This window comes from Pantoea sp. 22096 (assembly GCF_052045955.1).
Taxonomy (GTDB): domain Bacteria; phylum Pseudomonadota; class Gammaproteobacteria; order Enterobacterales; family Enterobacteriaceae; genus Pantoea; species Pantoea alfalfae.
In genome coordinates this window covers 238,484-258,406 of the sequence record NZ_JBQEPW010000005.1, presented here as the reverse complement: position 1 = coordinate 258,406, position 19,923 = coordinate 238,484, and the positions used below count along the sequence as shown (strand labels likewise).

Annotated in this window: 17 protein-coding genes and 1 pseudogene; 6 read left to right on the top strand and 12 right to left on the bottom strand. The window is 55.2% G+C overall.

The features are described 5' to 3' along the window. Together ACTJKZ_RS17265 and ACTJKZ_RS17260 are read right to left on the bottom strand one after the other, a co-directional pair. Window positions 1-1,620: Ig-like domain-containing protein (locus tag ACTJKZ_RS17265; RefSeq protein WP_440829871.1), on the bottom strand; the 1,620-nt coding region annotated here is incomplete at its 3' end. 1,173 nt (window positions 1,621-2,793) lie between these two features. Then, window positions 2,794-3,462: a YecA/YgfB family protein gene (locus ACTJKZ_RS17260; RefSeq protein ID WP_150010999.1), complete on the bottom strand. Its 669-nt coding sequence runs from the start codon at window positions 3,460-3,462 to the stop codon at window positions 2,794-2,796. Between the two features lie 355 nt (window positions 3,463-3,817). On the opposite strand from ACTJKZ_RS17260, the pseudogene ACTJKZ_RS17255 reads away from it, so the two are divergent. Continuing rightward, a pseudogene (locus ACTJKZ_RS17255) lies at window positions 3,818-3,973 on the top strand (serine hydrolase domain-containing protein); the annotation flags it as partial. Window positions 3,974-4,098: 125 nt separating this feature from the next. Next, the gene (locus ACTJKZ_RS17250) at window positions 4,099-4,614 is read left to right on the top strand and encodes an RcnB family protein (protein WP_161735949.1); all 516 of its coding nucleotides are present in this window, start codon (window positions 4,099-4,101) and stop codon (window positions 4,612-4,614) included. A 46-nt stretch (window positions 4,615-4,660) separates the two neighbouring features. Here the strand turns inward: ACTJKZ_RS17250 and ACTJKZ_RS17245 are convergent, their stop codons facing one another. From ACTJKZ_RS17245 to ACTJKZ_RS17230, 4 genes are all read right to left on the bottom strand, one after another. Beyond that, entirely contained in the window at window positions 4,661-5,773 is a 1,113-nt protein-coding gene (locus tag ACTJKZ_RS17245; protein WP_440829870.1) for an NAD(P)/FAD-dependent oxidoreductase, read from the bottom strand. A gap of 19 nt (window positions 5,774-5,792) precedes the next feature. Further along, a complete protein-coding gene (locus ACTJKZ_RS17240; RefSeq protein ID WP_061061528.1) occupies window positions 5,793-6,545 on the bottom strand; it encodes an amino acid ABC transporter ATP-binding protein in 753 nt (250 codons plus the stop codon). Further along, window positions 6,538-7,344, bottom strand: a complete 807-nt coding sequence (locus ACTJKZ_RS17235; RefSeq protein ID WP_440829869.1) for an amino acid ABC transporter permease — start codon at window positions 7,342-7,344, stop codon at window positions 6,538-6,540. The genes ACTJKZ_RS17240 and ACTJKZ_RS17235 overlap by 8 nt, the downstream gene beginning before the upstream one ends. Window positions 7,345-7,405: 61 nt before the next feature. Next, window positions 7,406-8,218, bottom strand: a complete 813-nt coding sequence (locus ACTJKZ_RS17230; RefSeq protein ID WP_161735952.1) for an ABC transporter substrate-binding protein — start codon at window positions 8,216-8,218, stop codon at window positions 7,406-7,408. Between the two features lie 193 nt (window positions 8,219-8,411). Here ACTJKZ_RS17230 and ACTJKZ_RS17225 point away from each other — a divergent pair, with 193 nt between their 5' ends. Next, entirely contained in the window at window positions 8,412-9,497 is a 1,086-nt protein-coding gene (locus tag ACTJKZ_RS17225) for a LacI family DNA-binding transcriptional regulator (protein ID WP_222924615.1), read from the top strand. Window positions 9,498-9,502: 5 nt separating this feature from the next. On the opposite strand, the gene pdxR is transcribed toward ACTJKZ_RS17225, so the two are convergent. After that, on the bottom strand, window positions 9,503-10,951 hold the full coding sequence (pdxR, locus tag ACTJKZ_RS17220; protein ID WP_285086524.1) for a MocR-like pyridoxine biosynthesis transcription factor PdxR: 1,449 nt from the start codon (window positions 10,949-10,951) through the stop codon (window positions 9,503-9,505). 99 nt (window positions 10,952-11,050) lie between these two features. Here pdxR and ACTJKZ_RS17215 point away from each other — a divergent pair, with 99 nt between their 5' ends. Beyond that, window positions 11,051-11,764: a GNAT family N-acetyltransferase gene (locus tag ACTJKZ_RS17215; RefSeq protein ID WP_161735955.1), complete on the top strand. Its 714-nt coding sequence runs from the start codon at window positions 11,051-11,053 to the stop codon at window positions 11,762-11,764. Window positions 11,765-11,780: 16 nt separating this feature from the next. On the opposite strand, the gene ACTJKZ_RS17210 is transcribed toward ACTJKZ_RS17215, so the two are convergent. From ACTJKZ_RS17210 to ACTJKZ_RS17200, 3 genes are all read right to left on the bottom strand, one after another. Beyond that, window positions 11,781-12,326, bottom strand: coding sequence for a hypothetical protein (locus tag ACTJKZ_RS17210; protein WP_440829868.1), 546 nt, complete (start codon window positions 12,324-12,326; stop codon window positions 11,781-11,783). Between the two features lie 218 nt (window positions 12,327-12,544). Next, window positions 12,545-14,836, bottom strand: a complete 2,292-nt coding sequence (gene opgB / locus ACTJKZ_RS17205) for a phosphatidylglycerol--membrane-oligosaccharide glycerophosphotransferase (RefSeq protein ID WP_440829867.1) — start codon at window positions 14,834-14,836, stop codon at window positions 12,545-12,547. Between the two features lie 210 nt (window positions 14,837-15,046). Then, the gene (locus ACTJKZ_RS17200) at window positions 15,047-15,436 is read right to left on the bottom strand and encodes a tautomerase family protein (RefSeq protein ID WP_098051578.1); all 390 of its coding nucleotides are present in this window, start codon (window positions 15,434-15,436) and stop codon (window positions 15,047-15,049) included. A 102-nt stretch (window positions 15,437-15,538) separates the two neighbouring features. On the opposite strand from ACTJKZ_RS17200, the gene ACTJKZ_RS17195 reads away from it, so the two are divergent. After that, window positions 15,539-16,456 (top strand): LysR substrate-binding domain-containing protein, encoded by a 918-nt coding sequence (locus ACTJKZ_RS17195; RefSeq protein ID WP_222924610.1) that lies wholly within the window; start codon window positions 15,539-15,541, stop codon window positions 16,454-16,456. Here ACTJKZ_RS17195 and ACTJKZ_RS17190 read toward each other — a convergent pair. Continuing rightward, entirely contained in the window at window positions 16,433-17,446 is a 1,014-nt protein-coding gene (locus ACTJKZ_RS17190; RefSeq protein WP_161735960.1) for a glycosyltransferase family 32 protein, read from the bottom strand. The two genes, ACTJKZ_RS17195 and ACTJKZ_RS17190, sit on opposite strands and share 24 nt — an antisense overlap. 502 nt (window positions 17,447-17,948) lie before the next feature. Between ACTJKZ_RS17190 and ACTJKZ_RS17185 the strand changes: the two genes are divergently transcribed. Further along, window positions 17,949-18,914: a WD40 repeat domain-containing protein gene (locus ACTJKZ_RS17185; protein ID WP_253420996.1), complete on the top strand. Its 966-nt coding sequence runs from the start codon at window positions 17,949-17,951 to the stop codon at window positions 18,912-18,914. On the opposite strand, the gene ACTJKZ_RS17180 is transcribed toward ACTJKZ_RS17185, so the two are convergent. After that, the gene (locus tag ACTJKZ_RS17180) at window positions 18,896-19,450 is read right to left on the bottom strand and encodes a histidine phosphatase family protein (protein ID WP_161735962.1); all 555 of its coding nucleotides are present in this window, start codon (window positions 19,448-19,450) and stop codon (window positions 18,896-18,898) included. The genes ACTJKZ_RS17185 and ACTJKZ_RS17180 overlap by 19 nt on opposite strands. Window positions 19,451-19,923: the final 473 nt, after the last annotated feature.

Below are 19,923 nucleotides of genomic sequence, written 5' to 3'. Positions count from 1 at the left end.
GGAGCCGGGCTCCATGCCGCCCCCGTTAATGGTCGGGGTGCTGTCGCTGGTGCTTGCGCCGTCGGCGACCGGGTTACCGGCGTCGTCGGTCATGCCGGGCACGGTTTCGCTGGTGTCGACGTTCACGTTCACGGTGTCGCTGCTGGCGTTGCCGTTCGCGTCGGTGCCGTCGATGACGAGTGCATGCTCGCCGTCGTCCAGCGGATTTTCCGGCGTGAAGGTCCAGCTGCCGTCCTCACCCACGGTGGCGGTGCCGAGCTCGGTGTCGCCGTCGGAGATCACCACGGTGGAGCCAGGCTCCATGCCGCCGCCGTTAATGGTCGGGGTACTGTCGCTGGTAGTGCTGCCGTCCGCCACCGGGTTACCGGCGTCGTCGGTCAGGCCCGGTACGGTTTCGCTGGTGTCGACCGTCACGTTCACGGTGTCGCTGACCGCATTGCCGTTTGCGTCGGTGCCGTCAACGACCAGCGCGTGCTCGCCGTCATCCAGCGGATTTTCCGGCGTGAAGGTCCAGCTGCCGTCCGCGTCCACGGTGGCGGTGCCGAGCTCGGTGTCGCCGTCAGAGATCACCACGGTGGAGCCGGGCTCCATGCCGCCGCCGTTAATGGTCGGGGTGCTGTCGCTGGTGCTTGCGCCGTCGGCCACTGCGTTACCGGCGTCGTCGGTCAGGCCCGGTACGGTAGCGCTGGTGTCGCCTTCTGCCGGGTTACCTGCGTTGTCCCCCGCGCCCGGGGTAGAATCACTGCCATTGTCTTCTGCCGGGATACCTGCATCATCACTCACGCCCGACGTTGTGTCGTCGGTGTCGATGATAACGTCGACAGTGCTGCTGCTGGCGTTGCCGCTGGCGTCGGTGCCGTCAACCACGAGCGCGTGCTCGCCGTCGGCCAGCGGAGCGTCCGGGGTAAAGGTCCAGTTACCGTCCGCGTCGACGGTGGCGGTGCCGAGTTCGGTGTCGCCGTCGGTGATCACCACGGTGGAGCCGGGCTGCATGCCGCCGCCGCTGATGGTCGGCGTGCTGTCGCTGGTGCTTGCGCCGTCCGCCACCGGGTTACCGGCGTCGTCGATGAGAGATGGCGTTGTGGCAGGAACAACGCTGGCAGCACTATTGTCTTCACTGGTTGCTGCAGAGTTATCTTCATTCGCTGCTACAGAGTTGTTATTTCTTGAACCCCCACTGCCACCAGAGTTTGACGCTGCAGCCACACCAATCAATGCAGCAAGACCACCTAAAACACCTCCCGCTACATAGACATTGTCCGCGATAAGGGGATCCGTCGAGGTCGAAACAAGTTCATAAACGCTATTAACCGAATCATAGTCATACGCGTAAATCACACCGTCTGAACCAGAGGCTGTCATGACCGGTATTTCTTCTGCGCTGACGTTCTGCAGGATGATGTCATACTGCTCACCCGTGACATCATCCACCAGCCTGAATTTCATCTGGCCATTCGCTTTTGACGCAATGATCTTCTGGGGAGGCTGCCCATCAACACTGTGAACTTCATAGGACGCAGCCTGTGGCATTGACTCCAATGCCAGCGACTTTCCAGGTTGTAAAGCATGTTTAGCAATAACATTGCCCTGAGTATCTTTAATAATTAATTGTGTTTTCATTTTTCACCAATAGTGTTGAAATGAATCTGGCGGTTAAAAAGTAGCCAGATGCTGCTGTGTTATTTTGATAAAAAATTTTAAAACAGTGAGTTAACCTCCAGATGGCAGTGAGTTATGGCCCGATAACGCGGTGTCATAAAAATGACTAAAAATATATTTTTATCTTAACGCTTAATAATTAGTGTGATTTGACACTCTGTTTAATAATGCTGACCGGTTTTTTCTTAGCTCTGCTATAGGGTTGGTTATTCATTGCCATGGCAAGGTTTTATCCTGTTTGATGGCTAAGCACTTATCTGAGTAGATAGATAAGTGTTTATCACTTTCATCACTCATATCTTATAGAGAGAAGGATGGTTTAGTTAGTTCTTTAACTTTAATCTGTATTCTTACAAATAAAATCATGAAAGGGAATTTACACACTCTTATCCACACGCTGTAGAGGAGTAATCTAAGTTGAGTTAATCAGACAGTATAAAATAAGTTATTATGGATTTTTTTCGATTTTAAACTCCGAAAAACAACTGATCAGACCTTGCATGCAGGAATTTTTTGTCAATCTTGTGTAAATGTATTTAATAATCCGCTACCAGCGCAGAAATGATTTTCGTTTGTTTCTGTTTTTATTAATAATTAATAATATCAGTAGCTTATATGTATTTATTCGGCCTGATTGAGCATTTTCATTATAAATTTAAACGTAGAAAATACGATTGGAGTTAATGCTGTTTTAACAAGAAATAATCGTGCATTATCACATGGCAATAAATAACATCGTTTCATATTTAGCAATAAATGCACTTTTCAAAATCAGCTCATTGATAAGAACGATAGATCGCAATTTTATAACTGTTGTTAAAATAAAGATGTATATCTATCAGGGTTTATAGGGAGTGATAAACCCGGGCAGGCTATACCTGATTTGAAGTTAATGATGGGTTTTTAAACGCAACATTTTTGCTTTTTAACGATGTAGAGTGAAAAATTATTAACTTTCATTCCTGATCGGGAAGGGTGCTTAATACAGAAGGGTAAAATCGTGCTTACCTCAGCGATAAGCATGTTGCTGTTCAGACCGTAGACTGTTTAATCGGGGAAGGTAACGGATAGATAATCTGGCGAGACCTGCCGGGCGGTGGTAACACCCGGCAAGTGATTGAGCTAATCAGTCAATTAATGAAGACAGCACTGCTTATACTTTTTGCCGCTGCCGCACGGGCAGGGATCGTTACGGCCGGGCAGTTTCTCAGCTGAAACAGGTTTCTGTGGCACGGGAATCGCTTCCGGCTGGGAGATCCAGTGGTCATGCAGCGCCAGCGCAGCAGGGCGGATTGCCTCAATGCTGGCTTCCATCTCCTCCGGCGTCATAGCGTCAATCTTTTCGAGGTTCTCTTCCACGCCGTGCAGGGCGATAGCATCCAGCGCAGGCTGCAGATCCGCTGGCAGAGCAGACCAGTCGGTCAGCGCGACACCGCGCATATAGCCGAAGCACCACTCTTCAACCACGGTAAACTCCAGACCCTCCATCTCGCGGATGCCAAACAGCGGTTCGAACTGCTCCGGGAATTCAGATAAGCGATCAGCCACATCATTCATATGCTGGAAGCACAGCGACATAAAACGCGTCATTTCACGCTCGTTGCTCCATTTTGGAATCTGCTTCTCGCCACCCCACAGCGCCACCAACCACTGGCTGGGTTCGACGGTCACAGGGCCGGAGAGAACGGCAGTCAGCAGACCATCCAGTTCGGAGACATCAATAATCGACGCTTCGCTGCCATATTTTTCCAGCATATCTTCCAGCCATTGCAGCTCTTTTTCGGACAGTGGGCCTTCTTTCATGCGGTTGCCTCCCGGGCATATCAAATTTCAGCGCGGCGTTAAGCCTCAAAACCGCAGCAGTGTACACCCTTGTGGGCTGCAACACAGCTAACCCTGTTCGGGCATTCCCTGGCAGTTAAACCGTGTTCAGCCTCTCTGTCACCTGTTATGCAACTACAGTCACGTACGTTCTGGCGCTGCCGCCGCTCAGCTACGCGTTAAATAAATGACTGACAGAAGGAAAACAGCGTTTCCTGCAGCATGGTTTTGGCTGGCTTTTTCACACGGATCGTCGCTATCGGCCAGTGGATGGACAGATTAACAATGCGACCTAATCTGCCTGCTGGCGGATGGTATCACCTTCTCGCAGATCTCCGCGCTGTCGGGCTATATCGGCGCCTACGCCAGTTTTATCGGCTACGACAAACGTCACGGTAATGCGGTTGTGGTGCTGCAGAGCGGCTTTAACCGGAGCAACAATTCAGGCATTGCGTTGTTGGTCGATCTGGCAACTCAGGATAAAGTGGTCTGATCCGTTATCTGGCCTGTGTGCAGTAAGGCAAACAGCGCTGTTTTCCCTGCACATAGCATCAGCACAACGGAACGGAAGTGCGATAAACTTTAGCCTGACTGTCAAAATTCAACGTGGAAATCATTATGCGCAGGACTCAACGTGTACTTTTATCAATGGGATTACTGGTTGGCTCGCTGAGCCTGATCCCCGCTGTACAGGCTGCTGGCGAAGCAACGGATACCGTTCCGCCACCGCCGCAGATCCAGCCCGCTAATCCTGATGCTCAGACCGCGACGCCTGATACCGGCAGCGTTCAGCCAGATGCCGGTGCGGCGCAAAACCAGGCACCGACCAGCTCACAGTCTAATGATGGTATTACGCCCACCACGCCAAACACGCCGTCAACGGTGAATGGTGCGCGCCCTGATTATGAACTCAGCACCATCATCATCGACTACAAACAGTACAAAATCGGTGACATCGTGCCAGAGAAGTACACCGATAAAACTTTCACCATTACCGAGTGGCAAAAGCGTAATCTGCCTGCCCCGCAGGAAAATACTCACTGGGCGTATATCAACGCCAACTACATTCTGATTACCAATGACACTGGCAAAATCGTCATGGGTAAATCGGGTGATATCTTCTTCCGTGGCTAATTCCGTGGATAAATAAAATCAGCCGGTCGTGATGACCGGCTTTTTTTTAGCTGAAACGTTCTGCACTAAAGCTGGCCAGCATCGGATGCTTCTCACCGCTTACGATCTCCTCCGCCAGTAATTCCCCGACAATCAGCGCCAGCGTTGCGCCCGAATGCGTGAACGCCACATAACAGCCCGGCACCTTTTGCAGTTGTCCCAGCACCGGATCGCCATCGCCCGGAATCGGCTTCAGGCCAGTCTTCCAGCTCTGAACGCTGAGCGGCTCGTCACCCCGTAACAGCTTGCTCGCTTCGTCCGCCAGCTTTGCCACGACCTGCTCATCAATATAGTAATCACCTCCGGCCAGCGGCTGGATATCCTCTTCATACCAGTCATGATCCAGCGCGTAACGGTTGCCGGGATTAGGCCGGATGGCGGCGCGGGGCGTGTTCAGCACCGCTTTCAACTCATGGCTGCCTGGTTCCGTGATGACCAGCATGGAGACCGGCGATCCGTTGGGGATCGTCACGCCGAGAGGTGCTACCACATCCGGTGTCCAGGGGCCACAGGCGACCACCACCGCATCTGCCCGCAGCTCACCCTGTTCAGTGCGGATGCCACAGGCGCGGCCCTGATCGGTGAGCACGCTGGCTTTACCGGCATGTTCTATCACTTCACCCCCGCGCGCCCGAAACTGATTCACCAGATACTCTGTAAGGTGTGGCAGGCTGACCCAGCCTTCACCAGGATTAAATATTGCCTGCGGCGGCAGCGCGTCGGGATTGATGGCCGCATCCGCCTGCGCCACGTTATCCGCAGTCATGAGTTGTGAGTCGTAGCCGTGGGTTTTCTCATAAGCATGCCGTGTCTGGGTTCCGGCTGCATCGTCTTTAAACCAGCAGAGCCCGCCATCGAAACGTAGCCAGTCAAGGTCAGGATGTTGAGCAAACAGGGTGCGATAGCGATCGATACCCGCCATGCGCAGCGCATGGTAGGGCAGGGAGCGCTCACCCGCTGAGTTGAGCCACGACAGTGAACGTCCCGATGCGCCGGAGCAGAGTGCAGCTTCGGTCACCAGCGTCACCGCCGCTCCGCGTTTTGTCAACTCCAGCGCCGTCGACACACCGATGACGCCACCGCCCAGTACCACCACTTTTATTTCATTTTTTAACGCCATTATCAGGTTCCTTGCTCAGTTACAGCACTTCAGAGAGAAAACGTTGCAGTCGCGGCGACTGCGGTGCATCAAAAATGGCACCCGGCGGTCCGGCTTCAACAATCTCGCCTTCGTCCATAAACACCACCTGATCTGCCACCTTGCGTGCAAAGCCCATTTCATGGGTCACTACAACCATTGTCATGCCGCGACGGCAGAGATCCGCCATCAGCGTCAGGACACCTTTCACCAGTTCGGGATCGAGCGCGGAGGTCGCCTCGTCAAACAGCATCACCTCGGGATCCATCGCCAGCGCGCGGGCAATCGCGACGCGCTGCTGCTGACCGCCGGAGAGATCGCGTGGCCGGTGATCGGCGCGTTGCCCCAGGCCCACCTCTTCCAGCCGCTGACGCGCAATCGCCATCGCCTGCGCTTTAGGCAAGCCTTTAACCCGCCACGGGGCCAGCGCCACGTTCTCCAGCGCGCTGTGGTCGGGGAAGAGATTGAAATGCTGAAACACCATGCCAATCCGCAGCCGCAGCGCATCGGGTTTGTCGTGCAGCACCGATCGGTCAGCCAGCAGCACATCCCCGGACTGCGGTTCATGCAGCCGGTTGATGCCGCGCAGCAGCGTCGATTTACCCGAGCCGGATGGTCCGATAATGCAGGTAGTACTGCCAGGCGCGACCCGCAGCGAGACGTTACGCAGCACCTCAATCGGGCCATAGGCCAGCGTCAGATCGCGCAGCTCCAGGCTGGCGCCGTGCCAGCTCGCGCCGTTCAGGTTATTCATGGGGGCCTCCGATTCGGGGTTGCGTGACCAGTGAAACCCCGGGCGCTCTGACTTCATCCACTTCTTTTAAGCCGCTTTTCGGTGCCGTCAGGCGACGGCGGCCGGTGCGATAGCGCACATCGACATAGTTGACCATGTGTGTCAGCGGCACCGTGATGATCAGATAGAACAGCCCGGCCAGCATCAGGGGCGAGAGGTTGCCAGTGAGCACTGCCGCATCCTGACCCACGCGAAACAGCTCCCGCTGCTGGGTCATCAGGCCCAGCAGGTAGACCAGCGATGAATCTTTGATAATGGCGATGAACTGGTTAACGATGGCGGGCAGCACACGGCGGATCCCCTGCGGGATGACCACCAGCCGCATTGCCCGGCCATAACTCATCCCCAGCGCCCGGCAGGCCTCCATCTGGCCGCATTCCACGCTCTGAATACCGGCGCGGAAAATCTCGCCCATATAGGCGCTGGCGATCAGGCTGAGGGCGAAGATCCCCAGCGGATAGGGTGTAGGACCGAACAGCTGATAGCTGAATCGCGCCAGGCCCTGACCAATCAGCAGAATGGTCAGAATCGAAGGCAGACCGCGGAACAGATCGGTATAGAGCCGGGCAGGTAGTCGCAGCCAGCGTGAGGACGAGATGCCCATCAGCGCCAGCAGAAGACCAGATAGCGTGCCGAGCAGCGTAGCTGCCAGCGAGATAATCACCGTGTTGACCAGCCCGATGGTCAGCATCTGCGGCAGTACTTCCATCATTGATGGAAAATCAAAGAAGGTGCGGGAAAGAATCGTGAGCAGGTCCATCGCCGTCTCCATGCAGGGTGGGGGATCCCCCGGTTAACTCAGGACGCGGACGTCCGCATCTTTACTGCCCGCCAGGCAGATACTGTTTTGGCATCGGCGATCCGGGGAACCACTTCTCGTAAAGTCGTTTCCAGGTGCCATCCTGCATCGCGGCTTTGATGGCGCCGTCCAGCGCAGCCTTAAAGGCGGGTTTGCCTTTGGCGATGGCAATGCCGGCCGGTGCATCAAACGAGGGGATGTCGGCGGCAGAGACCAGCTTAAAGCGGTCGGCATAGCTTTTTGCTGCCTCGTAGTCGAGGAAGATCGCGTCGAGCGTACCGTTGTTGAGCGCGGAAACTGCGCTGTTGTTATCCGGGAAGCGCACGAGATCGGTCTGGGTGAAGTGTTCGACGGCATAGCTCTCCTGCAGCGTACCCTGGACCACCCCGAGCCGGCGTTTTGCCAGGGTGGCGACATTCTTGACGCCGCTGTCAGAGCGGGTCAGCACGGTGAGAAATCCCGCCAGATAACCCGTCGAAAAGTCGACCGTCTTTTCCCGCGCCGGAGTGATACCGATAGCCGCCACCGCCGCGTCATACTGACCGTTAGCCACGGCCGGCATAATCGCCGAGAAGTCCTGACCAATAAAATCGACCTTATCGATTCCGATTCGGTGGGCGACATTCCGGAAGAACTCGACGTCAAAGCCGGTAAACTCACCGCTGGCATCCGTGAAGGTGTAAGGTTTTGAGTCGCCGACGCTGGCGATGCGTAGCTGACCCGGTTCGATCAGCCCATAAGGATTGTTATCGCTGGCAGCCAGCGTACAGAACGAAAGTGAACAGAGTGCGAGCGTGGTGCCGAGCAGCTTGCCCAGGGTGGTTTGCGATTTCATAGCTCATCCGTTTTTGCAGGTTTAAACATCAGAGACAGTTGAGCCAGCAATTATAATTGAGACCGGTCTCAACGCAGGTGGCACCTCAAGACGTGGGCATTGTGAGACCGGTCTCAAGGGGTTATAATGAGTTTAAGCACAGCCTTTTTTCGGCGTCAATATTCCTGTCATCAACCTGTGATTCAAAATAATTATGACGAGTCAGAAACGACAATCGAAAGCGCCTACCGTGGCGGATGTGGCACGTGCAGCAAACGTCTCTAAAGCTCAGGCGGCCCGTGCGCTGGGCGGTTATGGGGCCGTCAGTGATGAGGTGCAGGAGCGGGTCAGCAGCGCGGCCTCAGCGCTGGGCTACCGTCCGAATGCTTTGGCCCGCAGCATGAATACCGGGCGTTCTCATACCATCGGTGTGATTGTCGGTGATATCGAAAACCCTCACTTTGGCCTTGCGCTGCGCGGCATGGCCGATGTAGCGCGCACGGCCGGTTACCATCTGCTGCTTAGCAACAGCGATGAGAAACTGCAGGCTGAGCAGGATGCAGTGCGGGTGATGCTGGAAAAGCGGGTCGACGGCATTATCGTTGCGCCATGCTGTTCGGAGCACCAGCACAACAGCCATCTGACGCAGGTACTGGAAGAGGGCAGAGCGCTGAAATTATTTGATCGCGCAGTGACTGACCTTAATGTGGAAGCGATCTGCTGCGAATTTACGGATGTCGCCGCAGAAGCGACCGCCCGATTGCTGGAGGCAGGTCATCGTCATATCGCCTATGTTACCAGCATGGCGCTGGCAACCGATTACAGAGCACCAGAGGATTTTGGCCTGACGCCGGTTGCTCAGCGCGTTAGCGGCATGATGCAGGCCTTTGCTGCCGCGGGCGTGGAGTTTGATCCAACGCTGGTGAAAGTGAACGCGCTGGATGAAACGGAGATTGCCCGTATTGTGGCTGAGCTGTGGCAGCGTCCGCAGCCGCCCACGGCGCTGGTGGCCTCTGACAGCGTGGTCGCGATGTGGCTGCTGCGGGAAGTCACGCAGCGCGGACTGCGCATCCCTGCCGATCTCTCATTTGTGATGTATGACAATTTTCCGTGGAGTGAGATTGTCACGCCGCCGCTGACGGTGGTGGCGCAACCGGTCTATGAGATGGGCCGTGAGGCGGCACGACGCCTGATTGCGGAGATACGCGGCGAGGCAGCCGGGCCAATGCCGCGCTTTGACGCCCGCCTGATGATTCGCCAGTCGATTGCTGCGCCGGCCAGCCTGATCAGCGCGGAATGATCAGGTTATCCGGGCCAGCTGAGCAGGCGACTTAGCTGGCGCGTAGCTGCGGTAATTTGCGTGTCGCTGCAGTTGCCATAGCCAATAACCAGCCCCTGCTGCACCCGTTCCTGCAGATAGAAGGTCGAGAGAGCCGTGGGTGCGTATCCCGCCTGGAGCAGTTTGCGGGTGATAGCGACGTCATCCCGATGAGGATCGAGTGGCAGCACCAGATGCATACCGCTGTTACCGCCCAGCAGCGGAATCGACTGACCCGCAGCGCGCTGCAGTTCGGTTCGCAGCCATGCCTGTCGCTGACGATAGAGACGACGCATTTTACCGAGATGGCGGCGATAATCACCACTGAGAATAAAATGCGTCAGTGCCTGCTGCTCCAGACGGTTTCCGCCGCGCAGTAGCTGATGAAGCGCTGGTCGCAGTCGACTGACCAGCGGGGCGGGCAGTACCATAAAACCGATGCGCAGCGCAGGGAACAACGTCTTGCTGAAAGAACCAAGATAGATAACCGGGGCATTATCGGTCATGCCCTGCATCGCCATGACAGGCTCGCCGTGGTAATGGAAGTCGCCATCATAATCATCTTCAATAATCCAGGCCTGGTGCTGCTGCGCAGCAGCAATCAGCGCCAGACGCCGGGCCGCGCTCATTACCGCGCCGGTGGGATACTGATGGGTAGGCGTTGTATAAATCAGACGGGGCGGAGTCCGTTCCCAGTGTATCGGCTCGGGGGCAAGACCCTGCTGATCGATGGGGATCGGGACAACGTTAAGCTCCCCGGCCTGCAGAGCGGCTTTGGCACCGCGATAGCCGGGCTCTTCAATCCAGCCATGGTCGCCAGGATTGCTTAACAGGGCGACGCACAACGTTAGCGCCTGCTGCACACCTTCGGTAATCACAATCTGTCCGGCATCACAACGTACACCACGCGTGAGACGCAACTGCTGCGCCAGTACATCACGCAGTTCGGGATCGCCAAACGGATCGCCATAGCCGAGTAGCTGCGGTGGCGTGTGACTCAATATCTGATTCAGCGTCCGGCGCCATGCAGCCAGCGGGAAATGGGTCAGAGCGGGGATACCGGGACGCAGGGGCAATGCGCCGCTGTCCATTTCCCTGCTGTGGTGAAAGAGATCAATTCGTTTTGCCAGCGGCCAGCTGGCTAACGTATCGTCATCCGTCTGTACGGCAGGTAAAGCCAGCGGGCTGATGCGGCTGCCTTGCCGATCGCTCATCAGATAGCCCTCTGCCTGTAGCTGTGTCCAGACGTTAAGCACCGTATTCCGTGAAACCTTTAGCTCAGGTGCCAGCTGACGCGTGGACGGTAACATCGTTCCGGCAGCAAGCTGACCCTGCAAAATGCCCTGTTTTATCCGCCGATAAAGTTGCTGCTGCAGTGTGGTCCCTGCTGCTGGTATCAATGGAGCCAGCAGCAAATCTGGGATCTCTGGCTTCATGACCTGCTCCGTGGATCCATCATTTTTCATGATTGTGGTACTTTTTAACCCACCATGATAGTGGCAATCTGCAGATATCATCTGTAGCCGGGAGGCGATATGTCACAACACCTGAATCAATTCGGTCAGCCGGTCGGTCAGCCTTTACCAGACTGGCAACCCCGTCCTTTGCCCCAGCATCAGGTTTTCACCGGCGAGTCGTGTCGGCTGGAGCCGTTCAGTGCAGCACGGCATGGTGATGCACTGTCTGAGGCCTGGGAGATGGCTGAGGATGGACGCGACTGGACTTACCTGCCAGCCGGTCCCTTTACCGAACGCCAGGCATGGCAGGCGTATGCCGCACAGCTTGAAGTGAGCCGCGATCCGCTGCATTTTGCTGTGATCGATCTCGCCACCGACCAGGCGGTGGGGAGCCTGTCGTTAATGCGCATCCAGCCTGAATATGGCGTGATGGAAGTCGGGCATGTCATGTTTTCGGCCCGGCTGAAGCAGACCCGCATGGCAACGGAGGCGCATTTCCTGCTAATGCGTTACGCATTTGAGACGCTGGGTTATCGTCGCTATGAATGGAAATGCGACAGCTGTAATGCCCCGTCGCGTAAGGCGGCGGCACGGCTGGGCTTCCGGTATGAAGGCGAGTTCCGTCAGGCAATCGTCTACAAAGGGCGTTCGCGTGACACCAGCTGGTTTTCGATTATCGACAGCGAATGGCCGCAGGTGAAAAAGGGCCTGAAGCGCTGGCTGGCGGAGGATAACTTTACCGCCGAGGGTCAGCAGCGCGAAAAGCTGGAGGCGCTTCGCGACAGACCCTGACCGGGCGATAACGGGATCACATTACACAATCTTTCAGGACCGCCGCCAGCAGGGTGGTGGTCATCAGGATAGACAACCGTTTGATCCAGCGCATATCGGTGGTCAGGGTCACAACGTCATTTCTCAGGCTGTCGACAGCCGAAGTTAATCGGAAATTCATTTCACTGAGAGCGACATCCAGCTTATCCACTTTGCCTTCTGACTGATTAAAACGGATGGCCAGTTTGTCTGTTTTTCTTTCAACATGGCCAAGCCGCTCATCTATCTGATCGACTTTGGCCGTAAGTTTGCCGAGTCGATCGTCCATCTGGTCGATTTTGGTCGTGAGGTTACCGATCCGATCGTCTGTCTGGTCTGCTTTTGTCTGAAGCTGGCCGATCCGGACGTCAATATGATTGGTTTTGGTCTGAATCTGACCGAGTTGCTTCCCGACCTGTGCGCCTGGCGGCCTCTGCTGCATATCGTTAAACACCTCCACCATCGCCTCCGCTTGCTGATCGTTGATCCCTGCCTGTTGCAGCGCTTTAAAGGCTTTATGGGTACTCATCATTGTGCTTGTCATCACGACACCTCCCTGTGTACTCCAGCGATAACCGCATCATGACAGGCACAAAGCGTATCCCCACTCAACCGGTTATATTTTGCGCGACATGCCGAAAAATATCAATTAGTTCAACAGGTAACGTGCAGCGAAGTACGGGCTGGTTCGCAACAGAGAGCTGATGACAGTATGAGGTGCCTCTGCGGATTACCGCAGAGGCGGAAGGGGAAAAAACGGCGTTATGGCTGTGGTACGATTTTAATTTCAACCATACCGATGCCCAGTTTGCGCGGATCCTGGCCGGTGATATTGCCGATGTTACTCAGCTGCGGTTCCAGTGGCGCAATCACCAGCTGATGGCTGGCGTTTGGGTTATCGAAATGCAGAGTATGCGTCGATACCTCTTCGCCCAGCGACAGCAGTTGCTGCTGATCGCCAACCCGAACCGGGATCGCGCGGTGTGCGTTGGGGCCATATGCACGTGCGGTAATGACCAGATCAAACTTAGCCGGGAGCGCATCGACATAATCGATATGCACTTCTGGCGCGAGATTGGCGTTTGACCAGCGCCCCCAGCTCTCTGGCCGTGAGATGCCGCTGAAGCTTTTAACCGTTTCTGGCGCGCCAGGCACGTCGAGCCGGAAGCTGTCAGCGCTATAGCGAATGTTGTTATCTTCAATCCGGATCTGCGCCAGGTTCTGCTGGTAACGTGCCTCGCTGACAGCGCCGTCCGGAAACTGCACTTTGCCTTTCCATTGCGGTTTGTCGACATGCGTCACGGTTGGCGTGCCGCCAAGCTGCCCCATCGCCACACAGAGATCGCCGGAGAGGGCCAGCGAAGGCTGCCAGAGTCGTGCCATTTTAAAACAGCGATCCACCCAGAGAAATTTATCGGCTGAGGCGAAATCGGCCAGCTGATAGCGCAGCGGGGCCGAATATTCCCCTTCCGGCATCGGCTCCACATGCTTATCGCTGATGCGGAACAGAATCGGCAGTTTAAAGGTGGTGCCTGAGAAGCTGAACGTATTCTTCGCCTGATCCACCGTGAAGTTGTCTATCTTCTTCGGGAAATTCCAGAGCTGAATAATGTCAGGTTTCCAGCTCGCCACCTTACTCTTCATATCGTCGAACTGGGTGGAAAGTGAAAGAGAAGAAAGGCTGCTGCGGCCCAGGCCAATCGCGTTATCGCCGCCGAGAATATCCAGCAGCGTTGCGCCATTATCCAGTGTGCTGCGCTTCGCTTCCATCAGTTCCGCCTGCGGTTTATCACCCCGGATCACCATGAATAGATTACGACGAGGTTGTTTGACCAGCCACGGATGCGCCGTGTTATTCATGGCCAGATGATCGGAGCTCACCACAATCACGGTATTTTTAAACCACGGCGACGCTTTGATGCGCGCAATCAGTCGCGCCACATGTTCCTGCGAGCAGGCGACCGCACTGAAGGACTGATTCGGTTTGCCTTCAATGCTGTAGCTTCTGCGATCGCAACTGCGTGAGATAAACCCGTCCGGGTGATGCGTATCGACGGTCAGCGTAAACAGCGCAAAAGGTTTACCGGCCTGGGAGAGTTCCTGATACTTTTCAAAGACTTCGTCCAGCACCGTATCGTCGTAATAACCCCAGTTATTGCGGTAAGCAGGATCGGCAACGCGACTTTTCAGCTCCTGCGAACCATAAAGATTTTCAGGGTCGAAACCGTGCGATTTCAGGAAGACATCTTTACCGGCAAAACGGAGATCGGCACCCTGAATAAACCAGTTCTGGTAGCCGGAGTTTTTCAGGATGTCGCCCAGACAGACGTTTTGCGGATAGAAGCTGGAGAGCGACGCCGACGCATTGCCGTCAAACGGCGCAAACAGCGGAATGCCGCACTGTGAGGCGACCATACCTGCAATGGTGTAGTCGGTGCCGGGTAACTGTTCGGTTTCGCTGAAGTCGATACTCTGCTCTTTCTGCCGGCTCAGCTCAGGCGCCAGGCCGGGAAAGGCGATGGGGTCGAAATAGGTGCGCTCTAAGCTTTCACCATAGATGTAAACCACGTTGAGGCGCGGCTGTTCAATGCGATTACGCGGCACTTTATAAAAGTTGTCGAAGTCAGAATCGGCCATCTGGGTATGCGACACGATGAGCGTCGCAACCTGACGAAAGGCCGGGGTAGTCTGCACTGAGCCGAGTGCGCAGGCGGCCGCCAGCAGCGACCAGCCCATGTGATGCGGACGCTTACGCCGACGCAGAATCCACGACAGCAGGCAGAACAGCAGGAACAGCACAATAATCAGCCCAATCGCGGGCACCACATACTTACTGACACCCGCGCCGGTCAGGCTATTGGTCAGGGTATAGAGCACCGCATCGTTGATGCCGTCTCCGGTAAAATAGTTGCTGGCATACAGGGTGGCGTTCAGCACAACGAAAAGCACCAGCAGGATAAGAACTAGAATAAACCAGAATTTGTTACGCCCGGCTTTACAGGAATAGATTGCAATAGCGGCCAGAAACAGCACGACGGAGACCAATTCGGACAACGGTAAATCCTCTCTCTACAGGGTTGCACGAGGCTTCACGCAACCGGCCACCTTCGGGGGATGGTTTTTCGACAATCTATATTGGCTGTCATCCGGCTGCAACATATCCGGCCCGATTTGTGCGGTGTAGAGCAGATTGGTTAAGAAGAGAGGTTTTCAGGCGTGACGGTGGCTGGCGCACCGTCAGCAGAGCAGAAGTCAGGACGTTTTTCAGAGTTTGCCGGTGAGGTATTGCGCTTCGCCGTCGGCAAAACTCCAGTCACCTTTGTCGTTGGTGATAAAGCTGATCATTAAATCGTTGCCCTGCACGCCACAGTGCTCACGCAGCTCACGCGCCAGCTCCGCCATAAAATGCTGCTTCTGTTCACGGCTGCGTGGGCTGGTATAAACCCGCACCATCACCAGATTATCGCTGCGGCTGAATCCCAGGCCGGTATCCTGAAACACCATCTGATAGCGCTTGTTTTCCTGAACAATCTGATAACGATCGCGTTCAGGCACGTTAAAAGCTGTCAGCACGGCACGGTGCGCTGCATCCAGCAGTGTACGCAGCTCTGATTCTGAACGACCCTGAATAACATCGAATTGCAGTAGTGGCATAGTGAACTCCTCATCGTGATTAATGCGCCTATGGTGACTTCTTTATCCGGCGGGAAAAAGCGCGTAGCCTGAAATGATTATTCAATATAATGAACAATCGCAATGAAAGAGATGAAAACGGATACGCTATGGGATCATCTTCACTGGCTGACCGTACTGGCTGAGCAGGGCAGCTTTACCCGCGCGGCAGAGCGGCTGGACGTCAGCAAAGCGGCGATGAGTCAGAAAATCAAAGAGCTGGAGCAGATAGCCGGTGTACTGCTGGTACAGCGCACCACACGCAGCGTGCGGCTGACATCGGCGGGTGAGAAGCTGGTGGAGGAGTTGCGCGAGCCTTTTGCCCGCATCGAACAGAGTTTTTTCAGCGTGCGCGATACCGCCGGGCCAGTGCGTGGTCTGGTGCGTATTACCGCGCCGGTGGCGTTTGCCCGACAGCAACTGGTGCCGATTATTGGTGAGTTTCTGCGTGACTATCCGCAGGTGCGTCTGCAGCTGGATGTGACGGATCGCATTGTGTCGCTGAGCAGTGAGGGATTTGATCTGGCAATCCGGCACAGTGACACGCTGCCGGAAACCCATGTGGCGCTGCCGCTGTGTGATACGCAGACAGTACTGGTGGCCTCACCCGCCTATCTTAACGAACAGGGTATACCGAACACGCCGCAGGATCTGGTGCAGCATAACTGTCTTTACTATCCGCGTGGTGTTGAATCACCGCGCTGGCGGTTTGCTACCGCAGCGGATGGCGAAGAGGTGCAGGTCCGGATTCAGGGCAGTTTTGCCACCAACAACAGTGAGTCGATACGCGATGCCGCTCTGCAGGGACTGGGAATCGCGATGCTGCCCGACTTCAGCGCCCGTGAAGCGCTGGCCGCGGGCTCATTGCAGCAGGTGTTATCTGAGTGGCAGCCGGTTGAAGCCTTTGCCGCCCGCCTGTGGATCGTCCGACCCTGGGCGGCGCAGGTGCCCCGCGCAGTCACCACCTTTACGCACTGGCTACGCGCGCGTTTTGACCGTTGATGGCAATGCCAGCGCAGGTGATGGGGTGTCCATCATCTCGCCAATCAGGCTGCTGCGGTTATACAAACCCAGCCGCAGATTGAAGTCGAGATGCAGTCGCTCGTTGCCGGTTAATTTGATAATCGGTGGTGGCGTCTCTGGCCGCTGCTGAAACATCACCGACTGCGCAAAGGCGGTGCTGCTGTCGGCATGCAGGCGCTGATAGTACCAGGCGCTGGCTTCCCCTTTACGCAGATAAAGATTGGCTCGCCGGTATTCGCGCATCGCGATCTGCTGCGCCAGTGACAGGAGCTGACGTGACGGATTATCTACATTTTGCACAATCAGCGGAAAATCATCCCGCTTTTTAAGCTCATGGAAATAGTTGCGGATACCGACGTTTTTAACCGGTGCCAGCTGTTTCAGCCATTCGCGAATGAAGGCATTTTGCGGCGGCGCGGCAATAAACCAGCTCTCGGTGACCGGCGCAAGCAGGTTCAGCGTTGATTGCTCGCGATAGTAGCCGATGAGATCCATTGGCCGCGTCTTGTGAACGCGGTGTACCCAGGCGAGATTCTCAAACAGCAGGGTGCTGCAGTCGATACCGATACCGCCATAGCGGTGAATCAGCTCAAGCCGGATGATTTCACTTTTATGTGCCAGCGTCAGATCGGAAGAGATAAAGCTGAGTTCGGGCAGCCACTGCGACAGGGTGCGCTGCGTAACCAGATAAACCTGGTGATCAGGATTGTCCCGCCGGATTTTACTGATATTCAGCGCCATTGACGTCGGCAGCTGATCGTTATGCCAGACCATCCAGACAATCTTTGGAATCTCAGGCAGATCTTTCTGCTGAGCGATCAATACGACATTATCTTCCTGTCCTGGATCATATTCCGGTGCCTGACAGAGGCTCTGTTGTTTCTTATTCCATAACATCTGGCTACTGAACGATATTCTTTTCCAGTTACGCCAGATTTTATGCGCTGAACGTTGGCGATGTGAAGTCATGGTACACCTGTTATTTTTATTTTCCCGCGATAGTTCAGGCTCTGGCCGTTACGCCTGAGGCGTGAACGGACGGCATTGAATAATGGCTCATCCCGATGAATGCGGGAATTAATGAATAGTTTTCCCTGGTGGCGACGCAGTGCGGGAGCGCGCGATAGTTTCCTCACGGCTTTTTAATTGCACTGCACCTTTTTAATAAAACATTATTTACACATTAGCTATGTCTTTTTTTGACTTTAGGATAATACGGAAATCATCCGGTCACCCTATTGGAATAATAATATCGGCATGGTTAATCAGTTATTTAAATGTGTCTGAACACATAACTAAAGAATATCTGAATATTATGCTGAGCCTTTGGGTTTTCTCAGGGCCCGGACATCAGGATCAGTGAATATTGCGCTTAACGTGTAGCGTAAGCCCGGCTCAACAATTCCCGGAATCGTACAGCCTGAAGAGGATTGTCTACGCTTAAGAAGAACTTACTGAGAAAGGAGCGCGCATGCAGAGTGAATCCTATGGTTTACTGGCGGTTGATAAGCAGGGTAATCGCGTCCTGTTTCTTAATCCGGAAACCTTCGCGGTCGAGCGCGAGCTGAACGCTTTTCCACCGCGGCCGCATGAACTCCTGATGCTGGCCCCCTGGGGCAAAGCGTATGTGCCCATCTATGGTGACGGCGTTCATGGCAATAACCCGCATCCGGGTCACAAAGTGGCGATCATTGATTTGCAGCGTCGCGAGATCAGCGGCTTTATCGATCTGTCGCCGTTGCGTGCCCCACACAGTGGGCAACTGGGCCGTGATGGCAAAGTCTATCTCTGCTGTGAGCAGAGCGCCGCTGTAGCCGTGATCGATCCGCAGACCGACAAAGTGGAAAAGATCATCCCGATTCCTTCTCACAACGCGCATCGCCTGACGCTGTCACCCAGCGGCCGCAAACTGTTCACCGATAACGAAGAGGATGCGACCATCACCGTCGTGGATCTCTGTGAAGCAGAGGGACGGGTCATCGATACGATTCTGCTGCCGGGTCCGATTGCGGGCATCGCCGCCTCACCAAAACACCCTTATCTGGTCGCCAGCGCCGCGGATGCGCCGTTACTTTATGTGATCGACCGACAGAGCCACCGTATTCGCCAGCGCATTACGCTGCCAGGTCATCAGCAGCCCTGCCAGGTGGTTCGCTTCAGCGCCGATGGCGAACAGCTGGTGGCGATTGGCGATCAGGAACCACTGGTAACGCTGTTTGACGACCTGCTGAATCCGCTGGGCGATATCAGCGTGGGCAACATGCCGATGGATGGCTGCTTCACGCCAGACAGGCAACAGCTGCTGATTGCTAATCAGGATGATGGCACGCTGAGCGTGATCGATCTGGCGCAGGGTAAAGTGATTGCCACGCCGCGTGTCGGAACAGGCTGTGAGGTGCTGGGCTATTTTCCGATTGGTCAGATAAACGGACGGTGATAGATCGCGGAACTCCAGTGGCGGCTGCTGGCATGTTTTTCTGCCTGCCAGCCGCGTTTACGTAATTCGCGCGCAATCATCTTGTTCATGATGCCGTGGCCCAGCAGCAACACTGTGCCACGCTGTGAGTGTCCTATCAGCTTCTCTGCCGCCGCCGAGGCGCGGCTGCGCGCATGTTGCAGCGACTCCGCTTCACCCGCATAACCGCAGAACCACAACAGCCGCAGTAAGGCCAGCCAGCAGATCGTTGGCAGCTGAAAGGCCCCCGTCCGCAGCAGCGGTACGGCGACTTCGCTGTAGAGCGCATCAATCTCATGAGGCTGCAGGCCAAGCTGGCTCAGAGAGGATTGTGCGCGGGGCAGAGGACTGCAGACAATAATCGCGGCCTGACGGGCGATCTCAATACTGCGCGGTGGCGGCCCGTCACTGACTCCGGACTGATCGTAAGCTTCGCACCAGTCTGCAAGTGTCTGCACGCTCTGACGACCTGCGGCCTGGTGGTCAGGTTTACCGTGTCGCATCAGAATAATGGTCATAACACCTCTGTCAGGCTTTTTTTCAGGGTAACGCATTGTCTGCGCTTGCAGAGATTTTTCAGAATAAAGACGAAGTGTCATCTGCAGGTAATCAGGGTGTGCGACAACAGAACCCGATGAAAGGATTTTAGCCTCGCTTATAACGCTCAATGATTAGAGAAAATGCTAACTTACCGTGCAGAGTGATTTTTTATTGTGCGATATGGTGGAGTTAACTGGCTGAATTTGCGCTGAAAATGTGCGATGACGCAATGTGATAGTGAAGTTTTACTAACAAATTTCGTCGGGATGCCTTGATTTATCTACGCGCGTAGATACACTAGGTCCCCAGTGATTGCTCACGGTGCGATGCATAGTAGGCTCCATTGATTGTTAAGTTACATTCGCTCAGTTTAAGCGACCGGTGAAAAATACATCGGCGAAACGGGGCGAAGAACAAGATTCCAACACCAGGGAATCCTTTAACCTTTCAT